Source organism: Pseudoclavibacter helvolus, from assembly GCF_014191305.1.
GTDB lineage: Bacteria > Actinomycetota > Actinomycetes > Actinomycetales > Microbacteriaceae > Pseudoclavibacter > Pseudoclavibacter helvolus.
On record NZ_JACHWJ010000003.1, the window covers coordinates 96,000 to 113,029 of the forward strand.

The 17,030-nt window shown below is 67.1% G+C and carries 12 protein-coding genes and 1 pseudogene; 8 read left to right on the forward strand and 5 right to left on the reverse strand.

Annotated elements, in window-relative coordinates; translation table 11 throughout:
• Positions 1–72: 72 nt before the first annotated feature.
• The 5 genes and pseudogenes from FHX72_RS10080 to FHX72_RS10100 all read left to right on the forward strand — a co-directional run bounded on the left by FHX72_RS10080 (position 73) and on the right by FHX72_RS10100 (position 6,702).
• A complete protein-coding gene (locus tag FHX72_RS10080; RefSeq protein ID WP_183624790.1) occupies positions 73–780 on the forward strand; it encodes a FadR/GntR family transcriptional regulator in 708 nt (235 codons plus the stop codon).
• Positions 781–900: 120 nt separating this feature from the next.
• Complete coding sequence (locus tag FHX72_RS10085; RefSeq protein ID WP_377605571.1) at positions 901–2,379, forward strand: four-carbon acid sugar kinase family protein; 1,479 nt, start codon at positions 901–903, stop codon at positions 2,377–2,379.
• A gap of 79 nt (positions 2,380–2,458) precedes the next feature.
• Positions 2,459–3,361, forward strand: a complete 903-nt coding sequence (locus tag FHX72_RS10090) for an NAD(P)-dependent oxidoreductase (protein WP_183624794.1) — start codon at positions 2,459–2,461, stop codon at positions 3,359–3,361.
• Positions 3,362–3,484: 123 nt separating this feature from the next.
• Positions 3,485–4,911 (forward strand): annotated as a pseudogene (locus FHX72_RS10095) (GntP family transporter).
• A 582-nt stretch (positions 4,912–5,493) separates the two neighbouring features.
• Entirely contained in the window at positions 5,494–6,702 is a 1,209-nt protein-coding gene (locus tag FHX72_RS10100) for an IS110 family RNA-guided transposase (protein ID WP_183624797.1), read from the forward strand.
• A 172-nt stretch (positions 6,703–6,874) separates the two neighbouring features.
• On the opposite strand, the gene FHX72_RS10105 is transcribed toward FHX72_RS10100, so the two are convergent.
• From FHX72_RS10105 to FHX72_RS10115, 3 genes are all read right to left on the reverse strand, one after another.
• Positions 6,875–7,243, reverse strand: coding sequence for a nucleoside triphosphate pyrophosphohydrolase family protein (locus FHX72_RS10105; protein WP_068493428.1), 369 nt, complete (start codon positions 7,241–7,243; stop codon positions 6,875–6,877).
• A 102-nt stretch (positions 7,244–7,345) separates the two neighbouring features.
• On the reverse strand, positions 7,346–8,542 hold the full coding sequence (locus FHX72_RS10110) for an MFS transporter (RefSeq protein ID WP_183624799.1): 1,197 nt from the start codon (positions 8,540–8,542) through the stop codon (positions 7,346–7,348).
• Between the two features lie 243 nt (positions 8,543–8,785).
• On the reverse strand, positions 8,786–9,505 hold the full coding sequence (locus FHX72_RS10115; RefSeq protein ID WP_068493430.1) for a DedA family protein: 720 nt from the start codon (positions 9,503–9,505) through the stop codon (positions 8,786–8,788).
• 439 nt (positions 9,506–9,944) lie between these two features.
• On the opposite strand from FHX72_RS10115, the gene FHX72_RS10120 reads away from it, so the two are divergent.
• Entirely contained in the window at positions 9,945–11,720 is a 1,776-nt protein-coding gene (locus FHX72_RS10120) for an HNH endonuclease signature motif containing protein (protein ID WP_183624801.1), read from the forward strand.
• A gap of 103 nt (positions 11,721–11,823) precedes the next feature.
• Here FHX72_RS10120 and FHX72_RS10125 read toward each other — a convergent pair whose 3' ends face one another.
• Together FHX72_RS10125 and FHX72_RS10130 are read right to left on the reverse strand one after the other, a co-directional pair.
• A complete protein-coding gene (locus FHX72_RS10125; protein ID WP_183624803.1) occupies positions 11,824–13,602 on the reverse strand; it encodes an MDR family MFS transporter in 1,779 nt (592 codons plus the stop codon).
• Positions 13,603–13,712: 110 nt separating this feature from the next.
• On the reverse strand, positions 13,713–14,336 hold the full coding sequence (locus FHX72_RS10130) for a TetR/AcrR family transcriptional regulator (RefSeq protein WP_338110108.1): 624 nt from the start codon (positions 14,334–14,336) through the stop codon (positions 13,713–13,715).
• A gap of 135 nt (positions 14,337–14,471) precedes the next feature.
• Here FHX72_RS10130 and cls point away from each other — a divergent pair, with 135 nt between their 5' ends.
• Together cls and FHX72_RS10140 are read left to right on the forward strand one after the other, a co-directional pair.
• Positions 14,472–15,950: a cardiolipin synthase gene (cls, locus tag FHX72_RS10135; protein WP_183624805.1), complete on the forward strand. Its 1,479-nt coding sequence runs from the start codon at positions 14,472–14,474 to the stop codon at positions 15,948–15,950.
• Between the two features lie 125 nt (positions 15,951–16,075).
• Complete coding sequence (locus tag FHX72_RS10140) at positions 16,076–16,993, forward strand: VOC family protein (protein ID WP_183624807.1); 918 nt, start codon at positions 16,076–16,078, stop codon at positions 16,991–16,993.
• The last annotated feature ends 37 nt before the right edge of the window (positions 16,994–17,030 follow it).

Consider the following 17,030-nt stretch of genomic DNA (forward strand, 5'->3'; position numbering starts at 1 on the left):
CAACACGGGCGGTAACTGCGGTCGCGCGCGGGCGCCGCCCCGCGGACTACCATTGCGAGTTCGGAGGTCACCATGGCGAGAGCGTCGCTTGTTCAGTCGGTCAGCGATCGGCTCCTCGATGACATCATCTCGGGGGAGCTGCCGCAGGGCGCGCCGCTGCCGCGCGAGATCGACCTCGCCGAGCGGCTCGGCGTGAACCGCCTGACGCTGCGGGAGGCACTTAAGACGCTGCAGGCCCAGGGGGTTGTGCAGCCGGTGCCGGGCACGCGTGGGCGCGTGTTGCCCATGGAGGACTGGACCGGCATCGAACCTCTGTTGCGTGCCGCGACCTCGACCGGGGGCAAGGCTCAGGCCTCAGTGCAGCTCGTGCAGCTTCGCCGCATGATCGAGACAGGCGCGTGTGAGCTTGCCGCCCCGCTCCGCACGGAGGGTGACCTCGAGCAGCTCGAGGCGTACCTCGAGGAGATGCGCGCAGCATCCGCCGCCGACGACGTGCACACGTTTGTGACCGCAGATATCGCGTTCCACGACGTCGTGCTGCGCGCGAGCGGCAACCCGTTCCTCCGTGTGCTGCTCGAGCCACTGGGGCGCTTCATGTACGAGCGGCGCTACGAGACCTCGGCGGTGCCGCAGGTGCAGGTGAATTCGATCCGCGAGCATGCCGGGATCCTCGAGGCGCTCCGCTCCGGCGAGCCGGCGGCGGCGCGCGCGGCCATGGAGTCGCACATGCAGCAGACGGCGGATGACCTTCAGCAGTACGTGCTGAAGCCTCGTTCCTGACACGGGTTGGCCCGCATCCGCGGCCGCCGGTAAGTGCGACTTCTCGAGATATCAGATATCTCCTTGACAACGCCCTGCATCAGACGCAGGATATCTGATATCCGATTACAGGGGAGTTCTCTGATGGATGAAACCCGACTGCTCGAGCAGTACCCCGCCCCAGTGCGCGTCGACGCTGCGGAGGTCGCCGACCGGGTCCGCGAGTCCGGAGTGACCCTCATCGTGCTCGACGACGACCCGACGGGAACACAGTCCGTCGCCGACCTCCCCGTCCTTACCCGCTGGGAGCAGGACGACCTCGTCTGGGCGCTCGAGCAGGGCCGCGACGCGGTCTACGTGCTCACGAACACGCGCAGCCTCGACGCAGAGTCGGCCGCCGCGCGCAACCGCGAGATCGTCACGGCCGCCCTCGCGGCCGCCGAGCGCCTCGAGCGCCGCATCGCCTTCGTGAGCCGCGGAGACAGCACCCTGCGCGGCCACTACCCGCTCGAGACCGACGTCATCGCGGCGACCCTCGAGGAGCTCGGCGGCCCGGTGCCAGACGGCGTCCTCATCGTCCCCGCCTTCCCCGACGCGGGCAGGGTCACGATCGGGGGCATCCACTACTACCGCCAGAACGGTGAGCTCGTGCCCGTCGCCGAGACCGAGTTCGCGAAGGATGCAACCTTCGGGTTCCGCAGCTCCGCCCTCCCCGAGTGGGTCGAGGAGAAGACGAAGGGCCGCTGGGCGGCCGCTGACGTCACGGTGCTCTCGCTCGACATCATCCGCCGCGGGCCGGAGGCGGTTGCGGCCGTGCTGCAGGATGTGCGCGGTGGCCAGCCGATCGTCGTCGACGTGGTCATCGAAGACGACATCCGCATCGTCGCCCTCGGGCTCGAGCTCGCGGAGACCGACGGCAAGCAGTTCCTCTACCGGGTCGGGCCGCCGTTTGTCCGCGCCCGCATCGGGCAGGAGATCGCCTCTCCGCTCGAGCCGGCGCAGCTCGCCCGCGAAGGGGCCGCCGCCGCAGGTGGGCTCATCGTCGTCGGGTCGCACGTCGACCTCACGACCCGCCAGCTCGCCGCCCTGCGCGAGGAGCACCCTGAGCTGCCAACGGTTGAGCTGTCCGTCTCGGCGATCATCGACGCAGACCGCCGCGACGCCCATATCGACGAGGCCAAGGCGCGCGTCGTCGAGGCCCTCGCGAGCGGTGACGTCATCCTGCACACGAGCCGCGAGCTCGTGAAGACCGATGATGCGGATGCGTCGCTCGCGATCTCGAGGGACGTCTCGGCCGCCGTCTGCGAGGTCGTCAGCCACGCGCTTCGCGAGACCCCGCCGAGCTTCGTCATCGCGAAGGGCGGCATCACCTCGAGCGACGTCGCCACGAGCGGCCTCGAGATCCGACACGCAGTCGTGCGCGGGCCAATGCTGCCCGGCATCGTCTCCCTCTGGCAGGCGGTCGGCGGGCCAGCCGACGGCATCCCCTACGTCGTCTTCGCCGGCAACGTCGGCGACGAGGATTCGCTCGCGCGGGTCGTCGAGAAGTTCCACGCGGGCGCCGTGGCGGCGATCCAGGCCGCGACGCCAGCACCCGCATCCGTTCCCGCATCCAACTGATCAGCAACAGCGCTGAGATCCGCACGCGCATTCGTTCGCACACGCATTGATTCGTACAAGAACTGAGAAACGAGCAACCATGACCTCCTCTTCTTCCTACTCCGTCGCCGTCCTCGGGCTTGGCGCTATGGGCCTGCCGATGGCGACTCGCCTCAGCAGCGAGCTCACCGTCAACGGCTTCGACATCGCGCAGCCGCGCCTCGACCTCGCGGCGGCCGCGGGCATCGTGCCGCACGACTCTGCCGCCAGCGCTGTGAAGGGCGTCGACGCGGTCCTCCTCGCCGTCCGCAATGGCGAGCAGCTGCACGAGGTGCTCTTCGGCGCGAACGGCATCGCCGACAAGCTCGACGAGGGTGCCGTCGTGATCCTCACGAGCACGGTCGGCACCGACGGCATCGCCGAGGTTGTCGCTCGTCTCGAGCAGCACTCGGTCGAGCTCATTGATGCACCCCTGTCCGGTGGTCCCGTCCGCGCGGGCGAGGGAGACCTGCTCATCGTCGTCGGCGCGACGCCCGCAGCGCGCGAGAAGGCGCAGCCCGTGCTCGGCCTCCTCGCATCCACCCTCACCGTCGTGGGCGACCGCCCCGGCGACGGGCAGGCGCTCAAGACCGTCAACCAGCTGCTGTGCGGCGTGCACATTGCCGCCGCGGCCGAAGCGCTTGCGCTCGCCGAGCGACTCGGCCTCGACCCCGCCAAGACCCTCGAGACGCTCGGCGCGGGAGCGGCCGGCTCGTTCATGCTCGCGAACCGCGGCCCGCGCATCCTCGAGGCCTACGACGAGGAAGGCGCCGATGTGCTCAGCCGCCTCGATATCTTCGTGAAGGACATGGGCATCGTCGGCAAGGCGAGCCGCGCCGTCGGCCTGCCGACGCCGGTCGCCGCCGCCGCCGAGCAGCTGTACCTCCTCGGCCAGGCGCAAGGCCTCGGCGCCTCCGACGACTCCGCCGTCATCCTCGCCCTCGCCCCGAAGACCACCGACTAGCAGGCCAGAGCCCCCGCTCTCGCCATAATCTCGTCAAAGGAGACGGACTTGTCTACATTCCTACTGCTCGCGATCGCAGCCGGAGGCATCGGCCTCCTCCTGCTGCTGATCATCAAACTCGAGGTGCACGCGTTCCTGGCGCTGCTCATCGTGAGCGTCCTCGTGGGTCTCGCGACGGGGCTGCCGCTGGTGACCGTCCCCGAAACCGACCTCGAACCGGCGAAGATCGGCATCATCGAGTCGATCATCGCCGGCATGGGTGGCGTGCTCGGGTCGGTCGCGATCCTCGTCGCGCTCGGCGCCATGCTCGGGAAGATCATCGAGATCTCCGGCGGCGCATCCAGCCTCGCCGGCCGCTTCACGAAGCTGCTCGGACCGAAGCGTGTCGCCGGTGCCCTCACCGCAGCTGCGCTTGTGCTCGCGATCCCCGTCTTCTTCGACGTCGGGTTCATCATCCTCGTGCCGATCATCTACGGCTTCTGCAAGGCGGCTGGCGTCAACCCGGTGAAGTTCGGCCTCCCCGTGGGCGGCATCATGCTCGCCGTGCACGTCGCGATGCCCCCGCATCCCGGCATCGTGGGCGGTGCCGGAATCCTCGGCGCCGACCTCGGCTGGGTCACCATGATCGGCCTCCCCGTCTGCCTCGTGCTCGCGGTCGTCTCGCACTTCTTCTCCAAGTGGCTCAACCGCAAGGACTTCACGATGCTGCCGACAACGGCGAAGTCGTTCGCCGAGTTCGGCACCGAGAAGGCGGATGCGGTTGTCGCCGTCGCCGTCGCCGACGCCGACGCCGACGCCGACGCCGACGCCGAGGGCGACGGCACGAGTGGCGCGTCCGGAGCCTTCGGCACCGCCACAAAGACGCGAACGGTCGCCCCGCCGAGCGCCGGCATGGTCATGACCCTCATCGTCTCGCCGCTCATCATGATCGCGCTTGGCACGATCGGCGCCACGCTGCTGACAGCGGGCGACCCCATCCGCAACGTGCTCGCGTTCATCGGCGCTCCGCTCTTCGCGCTGCTCGTGACGGTGCTCCTCGCGAGCTTCTTCCTTGGCATCCGCCGCGGCTGGAGCGCGTCTCAGCTCGGCGACGTCGTCGAGGCGGCGCTCCCGCCTGTCGCGGTTGTCATCCTCGTCACCGGCGGTGGTGGCGCGTTTGCCCGCGTCCTCACCGAGAGCGGCATCGGGGCGGCGCTCAGCGAGACGCTGCTCGCGACGGGTATGCCCCTCATGCTCATGGCCTACCTGATCTCGCTCGCGCTGCCCAGGGGTCGGCGACCGTCGCGATCCTCACTACTGCGGGCCTGCTCAGCGCCTCCATCCTCGGCGGCGGATACTCGACGATCCAGGTCGCGCTGCTGGCCCTCGCGATCGCGTTCGGCGCGCTCGGCCTCTCGCACGTCAACGACTCCGGGTTCTGGGTCGTCACCCGCTACCTGGGGCTCGGCGTCGCGGACGGCCTCCGCACCTGGACCGTCCTGACCACCGTGCTTGGCCTCGTCGGCTTCCTGCTCTGCTACGTCGTCTGGTTGGTTGCGGGAGTCGCGTAGCGAACCTTCTGGGATGCGCCTCGCATCCACCACCATCGCTGCCAGCCGATGTGCCCTTCACGAGCGTCGTTGAAGGGCACATCGGCTGGCAGCGATCGGCCACTCGGCCGCCGCCCGCGACTTCCGGGGGAGGCTCCCGCGCTGGCCGGGGACGCGGACGAGAGTGCTGACGGAGACCGGGCCTCGAACGCTGCCGCCAAGTGGTCCGCTTGCTGGCCCGTCGCTCAGCCCACTGAGCCTGGTTTGGCTCTCGGTGAGGTCGAACTGGGGGAACCCCCCCCGAGCGCACGGAACTCGCCGCGGTCTGGCGGTCGGTTGGTACCCCGTTACCTTCTTCATACCCAGTTCGGGGAGTGATCCTTGGAGGGTGTTGGCCATCCCGGGCTCGGCATGACTCTCTGCCCCCTGTCGCTGTTCATGATCTGGGGGGTGTTGTCACCGAGTCCCGGTTTGGCGGCTTGTGATCGCTGATAGGGACAGGGCCCGGACGTGTTCCGAGTGTCGTTCGTAACGTGGATGTCGAGACTCGCCGCTTCTTGGTTCGGCCAACGCTGGAACCGAAATTTGAGAGGGGAAGGGCTGATGGAAACAAGCATCACCGGACACGACAGCGTCGACGTGTTCATCGGTGTCGATGTCGGCAAAGGCGAGCATCACGCGGTCGCGATCGACCGCACGGGGAAGAAACTCTTCGACAAAGCGCTGCCCAACGACGAGAGCAAACTCCGCGCGCTCATCGATGGGTTGAAGGACCACGGGACGCTACTGTTCGTCGTCGATCAGCCTGCCACGATCGGCGCGCTGCCGATTGCGGTCGCGCAAGCCGCGGGAGTCCTCGTCGGCTACCTGCCGGGGCTCGCGATGCGCCGCATCGCGGACCTCCACGCGGGCGAAGCGAAAACCGACGCGAGAGACGCGGCCATCATCGCGGAAGCCGCCCGGACCCTCCCGCACGCCCTCCGATCGATCCAGCTCGCGGACGAGCAGGTCGCGGAACTCTCGATGCTCTGCGGCTTCGATGACGACCTCGCGGGACAAGTCACCGCGACGAGCAACCGCATCCGCGGCCTGCTCACGCAGATTCACCCCGCGCTCGAACGAGTCCTTGGCCCGCACCTCGATCACAAGGCCGTCGTTGATCTCCTCCAGCGTCACCCCGCGCCCGCGGATCTCGCGAAGCTCGGCCCGACACGGCTAGCCAACCGACTCGTAAAGCTCGCTCCCCGCATGGGCAAACGCCTCGCGGACGAGATCATGCAGGCGCTCTCCGAGCAGACAGTCGTGGTCGTCGGCACGAACGCTGCCAGCCTCGTCCTGCCGCGCCTCGCGAAACAACTCGAAGACCTCCGCACCCAACGGACCGAGATCGCGGTCGAGGTCGAGCGGCTCGTCGATGCGCACCCTCTTCACCCGGTCCTGACGAGCATGCCAGGAGTCGGCGTCAGGACCGCAGCGAGACTCCTCACCGAAGTCGCCGGGAAGTCGTTCGCCTCAGCCGGCCACCTCGCGTCTTACGCCGGGCTCGCGCCCGTCACGAGACGCTCGGGATCCTCGATACGGGGTGAGCACGCCTCCCGGCGCGGGAACAAGATCCTGAAACGGGCCCTGTTCCTGTCAGCCTTCGCAGCACTTCGGGACCCGGTTTCGAGGTCCTACTACGACAGGAAACGAGCGCAGGGCAAGCGCCACAACCAAGCCCTCATCGCGCTTGCTCGGCGACGCTGCGACGTTCTCTACGCCATGCTCCGAGACGGCACCATCTACCAACCACCCCTAGCCCTTGCCGCTTGACAAGACCATAGGGACACCCCCCACAATCATTGGCTCGCTGCAGCCAGCGATGCTCTGGCTCCTCCACGAGATCTCGGAGAGAGACCTCGCGTTCGATGTTCCGGAAATCCGCCAGCGCGTTACCAGGACGGACCGGTTCATCTTCACGCTGTAGATGTCTGTGACGTTGCTTTCATCCGAGCGGCTGCCCGGACCTCGAACCTGAGTCTCGTCGAGCCTCCACCGTGTGAGTGTCGCCCGGCTTCCAAACGAGCCACTTCTCCGCGATCTCATCCTCGAGGTCGACGCCGTGGCGGTTCGCGATCAAGAGCACCTGTGAGAGCACGTCGGCGAGCTCGGCACGAAAGTCGGCGTCCAGCTCCTCCGCGGTGCGGCCCTTGTCGCGGCTCTGCCCCTGTTTCGCGAGGTACGCCTGCGTCAGCTTGCCGACCTCCTCGTTGAGCTTCAGGATGAGCCAGTCGTCGGTGCGGTCGATGTCGTTCTTCGCGGCGTAGAAGGCGGAGACTTCTTCGACGTCGCTCGTGAGTTTCGCGATTCCCATGCTGGGATTGCGGCCCGTGGATGCGACTCGCGGCGTGCATCCGGTCACCGAGAGACTCGCAACGTGCCGCGCCGTGCCGTGCGGCCTCATGCCGCCGCAGCACTACGGCGCCTGCGGGCCCTTCTGCACGGGGATGATGCCGGTTCGGGCTGGAGGGTTCGGGAAGAACCAGAGGATGGCGCCGGAGAGAATCCAGATGATGGCCATGCCTGCGACGAGCCACCCGGCGTCGAAGCCTGCCATGAGGCCGGCGACAGCAGCGCCGATCGCGGCCGCTGTGACGCGGAGCCCTGCGCCGATCGTGAATACCTGCGAGCGCACGTTCGGCTCGCTCTCCTTGTCGCGCAGCAGCATCATGGCGGCGTTCGCGGGCGCGGCGAAGAGGCCGGAGATGAAGACGCCCGCGAACGTGAACCCGACGGGAAGCGCGGGAACGGCGACGAGGAGGAACGCACCCGTCGCGACGAAGCCCATGCCCATCACCCAGACGGGGCCGCGCGTTGTCCAAGTCCTGATGGCCATGAAGAGAGCTCCGGCGAGCCCGCCGATGGCGTACGCCGTGACGATCCAGGCGGCGGATGCTTCGGAGCCGGTGCGTTCCAGGGAGATGGCGATGGCTGCGATGCCGAGCGCTCCGCCGGCGATCTGGCTGACGGTGCCGGCAGTCGTGACGATGGCGATCGGCTTGTGCTTCACGAGGTAGGTCATCCCGCGCGCGATCGTGCGGCCGAGCCCCTCGACGGTGCCTTCCTTGGGGTGCATCCTGATGCCGAAACCGGCCATCGCCCCGACGAAGGCGAGGCCAGCGAGGAGCACCATGGCGAGGCGCGCGGATCCGGCGAGGGGGATAGCGAGGGCCGCGAGCGCCGGGCCGCCGACCGAGGCGATCGTGTAGGAGAGGGCGTCCTGTGCGTAGGCGTTCCGGACTGGTGCGATGTTGTCTGGCGCGAAGCTCGACAGCCCGCCCATGTAGGCGGGCGTCACGAAGCCAGCTACCGCAAGAACAAGCGCGATGACCCCGATTGGGAGCGTGCCGAGCTGTGATGCGAACAGGTACGCGGCGGCGGTGATCGCGCCCCCGGCGACGAGGAGCAGCCGTGGGCGGCGCATCCGATCGAGGAGCGCGCCCACAAGCGGGGCGGCGATGACGCTCGGGAAGAGTGCGACGGCGACGAGGAACCCGCCGACGGCGACGTCACCGAGCTGTTCGACGGCGAGGAGGGGGAGGGCGACGACGGCTCCGGCGTTCGCCAGTCGGAGGGGGATCGAGGTCGACTGGTACCGCCAGATGCCACTCATCCGAGAACAGAACTCCTCACTGCAACGCCGTCGTAAGTCGCGGCAGACGATGCCGCGCATGCCAGCCTACGTCGCACGAAGGCCGTCGGCTTGTGGTGTGAAACGTGCCGCAACCCGGGGCCACTGGTCTTGTGATGGCGGGTTCGCGGAGCCCGCTCGGAGGTGTGGCGCCCTCGCTGGTCGCTCTCGGACGGCGAACGTTCCGGTCTGGGGCTGGCGCCGGGGCTAGGGGCGGGTCTCGGTCTAGTCGCCGAGCTTCTGGTCGAAGTCCTTCGGCGCGAGGGCCAGGGCCTCGGCCTCCTCGCGGCTCACGCGTTCTGCCTCGCGGCGCGACTTCCGCATGTTCAGTATGTAGTGGATGCTCGTGGGCACGACGGTCGCCAGCACGGCGAGGATCAGGATCACGTCGATGTACTCGCGGATGAAGTCGCCGAGCACCGGGACGTAGCCGAGCAGGTAGCCGCCGTAGGTGAGTCCCGATCCCCAGATGAGTGCGCCGATGAGGTTGTAGATCGTGTACTTGCGGTAGTCCATCTTGCCGACGCCGGCGGCGACCGGGGCGAAGGTGCGCACGATCGGCACGAAGCGCGCGACGATGACGGCGAGGCCGCCGAAGCGCTCGAAGAACGCGTTGGTGCGCTCGACGTTCTTCATGCTGAAGAGGCCGCTCTCTTTGCGCTCGAAGATCCTCGGGCCGGCTTTCCTGCCCATCAGGTAGCCGACCTCACCGCCGAGGAACGCGGCGAAGCCGATCGCGAGGCACACCCACCAGATGTCGAAGCCGATGCCCGGGTAGAAGGCGAGGAGCCCAGTGATGAGCAGCAGCGTGTCTCCCGGCAGTAGGAAGCCGACGAGGAGGCCCGTCTCCGAGAACACGATGAGGCACACGACGAGCAGCGCCCAGGGGCCCGCACCGTGAATGATCGTTTCAGGGTCGAGCCAGGGGAAGAGTGTGGGAACCACGGAAGATGCATCCAGTCGCAGAATTCTTGAGGTGAACGAAGGGTATCCCCTGCGGATGGGGTGAAACTCCAATGACGACCCTGAACCGGGCGGAGGGTCGATACAGGTCGAGCTCGAAGTCGATGATGCGCTGAGCGACCTCGGTGAGCGGTTCGCCGTGCGAGCGCGCGTAGGAGCGCATGCGGTTGCTCGGCGCTGAAAGCCGCTCGCCGGAACCCATCGCCGACGAGCTGATTGCAGGCGTCGACCAGGTCTGAGTTCGCGTCGGAACGAGCGCCTGTGACGTGATCGGCGCGGGTGTTTCGGCAGAGTTCGATGTCTTTTCAAAGGGGGGCATGGTCCGAATGTCGGTGGCTCGATCTAGTCTTGGAATCAAGAGAGAAATAGAACATAGCTACTAATTTGTGTTAGACTCAACGTGATCTTGGGGGAGGTCAGGATGGACAACGAGACGCAGAAGTCGCGAGGCAACGAAGCCGCGCGAACCGCGTTTTTCCGCGATCCAGAGCCGAAGAGCTCTGATCTGCAGAGCGCTGAGCTGCAGAGCCCTGAGCTGCAGAGCCCTGACTTGCCGGGCGCTGACTTGCAGGGTCCAGACCCGCAGCGCCCCGACCCGCAGGGTCCCGCATCGGCCTGGGCGCCTCCTCCCGGACTTCCGGCGGACGTCGCCGCGTCTGCGCGCGAGAGTGCGGTAGCCGCCACACCTGAGGTCGAGGCGCTCATCGATGGGCGCCGACCCGTTGCCTCTCTGCTCGACGTGGAGTTCTTCGCCGCGTTCGAGGAGCTGGCCGCGCGCAAGCGGATGCTCGACGCGACGCTGCTCGAGATGACGGCCGAGCTCCTCGGGCGGGATGAGGTGACGCCCGTGGCGTTCTCCGGCTCACTCGTACGTCGCGGCGGGTTCCGGTCTGTGCACGAGGCGGTGCAGCAGACGCTCGGGCTCAGGCGAGCCGAGGCGGGGGCCATGCGCGCGCTCGCGGAGGCGACCCGCCAGACCATAAGCATGACCGGCGAGCCGATGCCGCCTGCGAGGGGCCACGTTGCGGTCGCAGTTGCCGAGGGGCGAGTCACGCTCTCGCAGGCATCGGCGATCGCCAATGGGCTGCGCGAGGCCGACCGCCGAGCCGACGTCGCAGACCTTGAGAGCGCCGAGTTCGAGCTTGTGCGGGCAGCGTGTGGACTCACGCCGGAGGACGACGAGCCCGCTTCGCCGGAGAGCCTCGCCAAGCAGGCGGCGGTGTGGGTCGCCTTCCTCGACCCGGACGGTGCCGAGCCGAACGCTGAGCGCCAGGCGGAGAAGCGCGGGCTCTCGTTCACCCGACGATCCGACGGCATGGTGCAGGGGCGGCTCCTCGCGACGCCCGAACAGGGCGAAGTCCTGCAGCGCGTCCTGGATGCCTACCTCTCTCCTCGCCGCGAGCAGGCCTGCGATGAGGAAGACGCGGCGCTCGATGGCATTTCCGGAGAGCCTCAGGAGGCGCCGCCGATCCGGGACGAGCGCAGTGTCTCGCAGCGGCGCATCGACGCCCTTGTGTCGGTCTTCGCTCGGCATGCCGAGTCACCCACCGCGCCACGCACGGGCGGCGAGGCGCCGACCATGGTGGTTGCGGTCACTCGCGCCGGGCTGATCGAAGCCGTTGAAACCCTCGCGGATGTGCCTCGCTACGAGCACTCGGGTGAGCCGGCGTCGATCGAGGTAGCAAGGCGCATCCTCTGCGATGGCATCATCCGGGCCGCGCTTGTCGACGCCGACGGCGAAGTCCTGAAGCTGGGCCGAAAACGCAGGCTCTTCAGTTCGGCACAACGGAGGGCGATTTTCGCGAGAGACGGTGGGTGCAGAGCACCCGGATGCGAGCTCACTCTCGACATGGTCGAGATTCACCACGTCACCCCCTGGTGGATGGGCGGTCTCACCGACACCTGCAATGGCATAGCGCTGTGTACGTTCCACCACCACGAAGTCCACCTCGAGAGGCTCATCATCGTGCCCTCAGCCGACCGAGTGTGGAAGGTGGAGCCATCAACCGGACCAAGAACAAGTCGTGATCCCCTCCGGGTGACGAGCGCGTCTGGCGGGTCCGACGGGTCTGGCGGGTTCAGCACGTCCAGCACGTCCGACGGGTTTGGCGGGCCCAGCGGGTTTGGCGGGTCGTCGAGTGCCGTGGAGTTTCGAGAAACGCCGCCAGAGTGGCCGCCGGCGACGCTCGGGCCGTGAGGTCGTTCGCGTCTCGCTGTCACGCGGATTTCTTGAGGTCGAGCGCGAGCGACGCAGCCGACTGAGGAAATCTCAGCCGGCTGCGTCGCCGAGGAACGCCTTACTAGTCCCGGGGCGCCGGTGTTTGCGGTGACGTGTCTGTGTCTGTGTCTGTGTCTGTGTCTGTGATGGTCCCAGTCCCAGTCCCAGTCCCAGCGCCTGTGCTTGTGCCCATGCCGGAGGCTGAGCTGGTCTGAGTCGGGGCAGCGGCACCGGCGTGCACAGCGTGCGAGGACTGCGCAGCCCGGCTCGCCGCATCCAGCTCCTCCGCCTCGTCGCCTCCGACCACCTCGCCGCGGGCTACAAGACCAGCGACATCCGAGAGTGGGATCTGCTTCAGGAAGAGCGACAGCAGGAAGGCGAGCGCGATGAACGGCACGAGGTACCAGAACACTGGAGCAAGCGCGTCCGCGTAGGCCGTGACGATGCCGTCGCGAACCTCGTCCGGCAGCTGCGAGAGCGTCTGCGGGTCGATCGTCGAGGTCGCCGTCGCGGCGTCGGCCGCACTCGCGCCGCTCGCCGTGAACACCGACGTGAGGTTCTCGGTGAGACGCGTCGTGAAGATCGCGCCGAAGACCGCGGTGCCGAGGGCGGCACCGACCTCGCGGAAGTAGTTGTTGGTACTCGTGGCCGTGCCGATCTCGGCAGCGGGCACGGCGTTCTGCACCACCAGCACGACGACCTGCATGATGAGGCCGAGCCCTGCGCCGAAGAAGAACAGGAAGACGCAGATGAGCCATATCGGCGTCTCCGCCGTGAGTGTCGTCATGGCGACCATCGCGAGGCCCGTGAGCACGGTGCCCACGATGGGGTAGCTGCGGTAGCGGCCCGTCTTCGAGATGAGGATTCCGGACGCGATAGACGTGCCCATGAGGCCCGCCATCATCGGCAACATCAGCAGCCCGGACGCGGCAGCCGAGGTGCCAGACGACATCTGCAGGAAGGTCGGCACGAAGCCGATTGCCGCGAACATTCCGATGCCGAGCGTCAGGCCGATGGCGGTGGCGTTCACGAAGATCGGGTTCTTGAACAGGCCGAGCGGGATGATCGGGTCCTCGGCACGCGACTCGACGAAGATGAACAGGGCAGCCGCGACGAGCAGGCCGAGACCCCATGCCCACGTGACCATCGAGCCCCAGCCGTGCTCAGCATCCGCACCGAAGTCGGTGAAGAAGATGAGGCACGTCGTGGCGGCGGACAGGAACAGCACGCCGAGGTAGTCGATGCGCTTCGTGGCTTTCTTGCTCGGCAACTTCAGCGCGACGACGGCGATGATGAACGCCGCGATGCCCACCGGGATGTTGATGTAGAACGCCCACTGCCACGTGAGGTGGTCGACGAAGTAGCCGCCGAGGAGCGGGCCACCCACAGCGGAGAGGCCGAAGACCGCGCCGAGCGGACCGAGGTACTTGCCGCGTTCGCTGGCAGGCACGATGTCGGCGATGATCGCCTGCGACAGGATCATGAGACCGCCGCCGCCGAGGCCCTGGATGGCGCGGAACACGACAAACGCCCAGAAGCTGTCCGCGAAGGCGCAGCCAACCGAGGCGAGCGTGAAGATCGCGATGGCGATGAGGAACAGGTTCCTTCTGCCCAGGACGTCGCCGAACTTGCCGTAGATGGGCATGACGATGGTCGTCGCGAGGAGGTAGGCAGTGGTGATCCAGACCTGGTGGTCGACGCCGCCCAGCTCGCCCACGATGGTGGGCATGGCGGTCGAGACGATCGTCTGGTCGAGGCTCGAGAGGAGCATCCCGGCGATGAGCGCGCCGAAGATCGTCCAGATCCTGCGTTTCGTGAGCAGGAACTGCGGCGCGACAGGCGCCGGAGCTGTGTTGGTCATGCGGGGTCCGTTCAAAGAAGTGAGGTCGGGAAGTGTCAGGGCAGAGTGCCGAGACGGGAGAACGTGAGAGGCGGGTGTGGTGCGGCGGGTGGCAGAGTTGAGGAGTGCGGTCAGCCGCTGAGTACGGCACGCATGGCGGCCACGCGTTTGGCGACGACCGTCTCCATGTCATCGGTGTTGCCGGTGGTGAAGAACTCGAACGCGCTTGCCCGCATCGCGGACATAAGGAGCTGCACGGCCGCGGCGGCTCGTAGGTCGCCAGCAGGCAGCCCCTCTCGCCGCTCGACGAGCGCGACGTCTCGCTTCTCGTCACTCGACATGTGCTCGAGGACGCGCTTGAAGAGCCTGGGCTCCTGGTCGATGACGGCCATCACCTCGCGAACCTGGTCTGGGTTCGGTTCCGGGTCGGCCTCCCGCCAGCGTTCAAGGGCGAGCTGCGTCAACGCCTCGAGCAGGTCTGGGCTCAACCGTTCGCTCTGCGGGTCGCCGCCGGCGACGAAGCGTTCGTCGAGGTGCGCAGTCTCTCGCCGGGCGGAGATGCCGAGCACGGCGTCCTCCTTCGACGCGAAGTAGTTGAAGAACGTGCGCCGGGAGATCCCGACCTGCTCGCAGAGCTCCTCAACAGTGAAGCCGGAGAGGCCGTCGTCGAGGGCTCGTCGGCGGGCGGCCGCCGCGAGCTCGCGGCTCGTCTGCGCCATCTTGCGAGCTCGAAGACTCGTTGCACTATCTGTCACAAGTGCAGTATTGCACTAATGGACCGAAGTGCAACAACTCCGTGAGTGGATGCGAAGCGGAGTCGGCGTGCATCCCTTGGCCTACGCTGTCCCCTAGGACCCCCTAGGACCCCCAAGGACCCCCGAGGAGACCAGATGGCCGAGATTCCGCACATCACGATCAGCGCTGGGTTCATCTTCGCGATCATCGACCTGATCATTCGCGTCATCGCGATCATCGTTGTGCCAAGGAATCGGAAGCCGAGCGTCGGCATCGCCTGGCTCATGGCCATCTTCCTCATCCCCTACGTGGGGGTCATCGCCTTCCTGCTCCTCGGCAGCTTCCGCCTGCCAGCAAAGCGCATGGAGCGCCAGCAGGAGGTCACGACCTACATCAACATGGCCGTCTCGAGCGTGGAGGTCGAACCGACCCATCACAACGACCCGCCCTGGTTCGACTCGGTTGTCGCCCTCAACCGCACCTACACGGCCATGCCGCTCATCAGCGACAACGAAGTTGTCCTGCAAGGGAGCTACGAGGAGACGATCCTCGCCATGGCAGCTGAGATCGACACTGCCGAGAAGTGGGTGCACATCGAGTTCTACATCCTCGCGTGCGACCACACGACGCGGCCGATCTTCGACGCCCTCGACCGCGCCGTCGACCGCGGTGTGAGCGTGCGCATCCTGCTCGACCACATCGCGTCCATCCGTGTTCCCGGCTACCGCAAGCACACGCTCACGCGTCTCAAGGCCCTCGCGAATGCCGGAGCCGAGTGGCACTACATGCTGCCCGTCCGACCGTGGCGCGGCGAGTACCAGCGGCCAGACCTGCGCAACCACCGCAAGCTCCTCATCGTCGACGGGAACTCCGCCTACCTCGGCTCGCAGAATGTCGTCGACTCCACCTACAATAAGCGCGGCAACATCCGCCGCGGCCTCCACTGGCACGACCTCATGGTGCGCCTCGAGGGACCGGCCGTGCACGCCGTCAGCGCCGTCTTTATCACCGACTGGTATTCCGAGTCGGGCACGATCATCCCCGAGGATCTCGCCGACTTCGAGACCATGCCACAGGAGGCGCGCATGGACTGCCAGATCGTCCCGAGCGGCCCCGGCTACCCGAGCGAGAACAACCTCCGCCTCTTCCTCAACCTCCTCTACGTCGCGCAGAAGTCGATCATCATCACGAGCCCCTACTTCGTGCCGGACGAGTCGATGCTCTACGCCATCACCACCGCCACGGCGCGTGGGGTGGTCGTGGAGCTCTTCGTCTCCGAGATCGGCGACCAGGCGATGGTGTACCACGCGCAGCGCTCCTACTACGAAGCTCTGCTGCTGGCCGGGGTGCGCATCTGGATGTACAAGTCGCCGACCATCCTGCACGCGAAGCACTTCACGATCGACGACGAGGTCGCCGTCATCGGCTCGTCGAACATGGACATGCGCTCGTTCTCGCTGAACTTCGAGGTTTCCCTCATGGTGCGCAGCGCGGACTTCGTCGAGGACCTCCGGGAAGTCCAGCAGGACTACCGCGAGAACTCGCGCGAGCTCACGATGTTCGAGTGGCGCAAGCAGCCGCTCCGCTCGACCGTGCTCGACAACCTCGCGAGGCTCACGGCGGGGCTGCAGTAGGGGCTGCCTGGGTGTTCGCTCCAATGTGGATGCGGGGCGCGCCGCGAATGTCGGTAGCCGGGAGTAACTTTGCGCTTGGGTTCGATCGAGCCCAGAACGGCCGACGCGTGCAGGAGTAACGAGGCATGCAGAAAATCATTCCGAACCTCTGGTTCAACAAGAACGCCGAAGAAGCGGGCGAGTTCTACGCCTCCGTCTTCCCGAAGACGACGACGTCAGTGGAGGCGCGCTACCCGGAGACCGATCTCCTCGACTTCCTGAAAGACTTCGCGGGGCTGCCCCTCGTGGTCGGCGTGGAGATCGACGACTACCGGTTCACTCTCATCAACGCGGGTGACCAGTTCAGGCCGAACCCGTCCATCTCGTTCATGCTCAACTTCGACCCGCGCGTGCTCGGGGGAGACGCCGCATCTGCGCGGGAAGCCCTCGATAACGCCTGGGCAAAGCTCAGCGAGGGCGGCAGGGCGCTCATGCCGCTGCAGGAGTACCCGTTCAGCCCGCACTACGGCTGGGTCGAGGACCGCTACGGCGTGAGCTGGCAGCTCATGCTCGTCGACTCCGGCGCGCTGAGTGCTGCTGGCGAGGCGCGCCCCTTCATCGTGCCGAGTCTTCTCTTCGGCCGTGAAGCGCAGAACCGATCGCGCGAGGCCATCGACTTCTACGTCTCTCTGTTCCCGGATGCGCGCATCGGCAACATCGCCGAGTACCCGGCCCAGTCGGGTCCGGCGCCCGCGGGCGCGATCATGTACGCCGACTTCCAGCTCGCCGGTCAGCGGTTCGTGGCCATGGACAACGGCGCCGACCAGGAGTTCGGCTTCGACTGTGGAGTCTCGCTCGAGGTCGACTGCGCCGACCAGGCCGAGATCGACCGCTACTGGGACGCGATGAGCGCTGTACCCGAGGCCGAGCAGTGTGGGTGGCTGGCCGACAAGTTCGGCGTCAGGTGGCAGATCGTGCCCGCCAACATGGGTGAGCTCATGGCAAGGCCTGACGGCTACGAGCACATGATGCAGATGAAGAAGCTCGTCATCGCCGACTTCTGACTCGCGTCGCCAACAAGAAACGCCCCTCGGCGAGGGG

What these genes read in the sequence shown, in the direction of transcription:
- FHX72_RS10110 (WP_183624799.1), bottom strand. Translation starts at nt 8,542, where the DNA reads ATGAGTGGCATCTGGCGGTACCAGTCGACCTCGATCCCCCTCCGACTG.
- FHX72_RS10090 (WP_183624794.1), top strand. Translation starts at nt 2,459, where the DNA reads ATGACCTCCTCTTCTTCCTACTCCGTCGCCGTCCTCGGGCTTGGCGCT.
- FHX72_RS10100 (WP_183624797.1), top strand. Translation starts at nt 5,494, where the DNA reads ATGGAAACAAGCATCACCGGACACGACAGCGTCGACGTGTTCATCGGT.
- cls (WP_183624805.1), top strand. Translation starts at nt 14,472, where the DNA reads ATGGCCGAGATTCCGCACATCACGATCAGCGCTGGGTTCATCTTCGCG.
- FHX72_RS10125 (WP_183624803.1), bottom strand. Translation starts at nt 13,602, where the DNA reads ATGACCAACACAGCTCCGGCGCCTGTCGCGCCGCAGTTCCTGCTCACG.
- FHX72_RS10080 (WP_183624790.1), top strand. Translation starts at nt 73, where the DNA reads ATGGCGAGAGCGTCGCTTGTTCAGTCGGTCAGCGATCGGCTCCTCGAT.
- FHX72_RS10140 (WP_183624807.1), top strand. Translation starts at nt 16,076, where the DNA reads ATGCAGAAAATCATTCCGAACCTCTGGTTCAACAAGAACGCCGAAGAA.
- FHX72_RS10105 (WP_068493428.1), bottom strand. Translation starts at nt 7,243, where the DNA reads ATGGGAATCGCGAAACTCACGAGCGACGTCGAAGAAGTCTCCGCCTTC.
- FHX72_RS10120 (WP_183624801.1), top strand. Translation starts at nt 9,945, where the DNA reads ATGGACAACGAGACGCAGAAGTCGCGAGGCAACGAAGCCGCGCGAACC.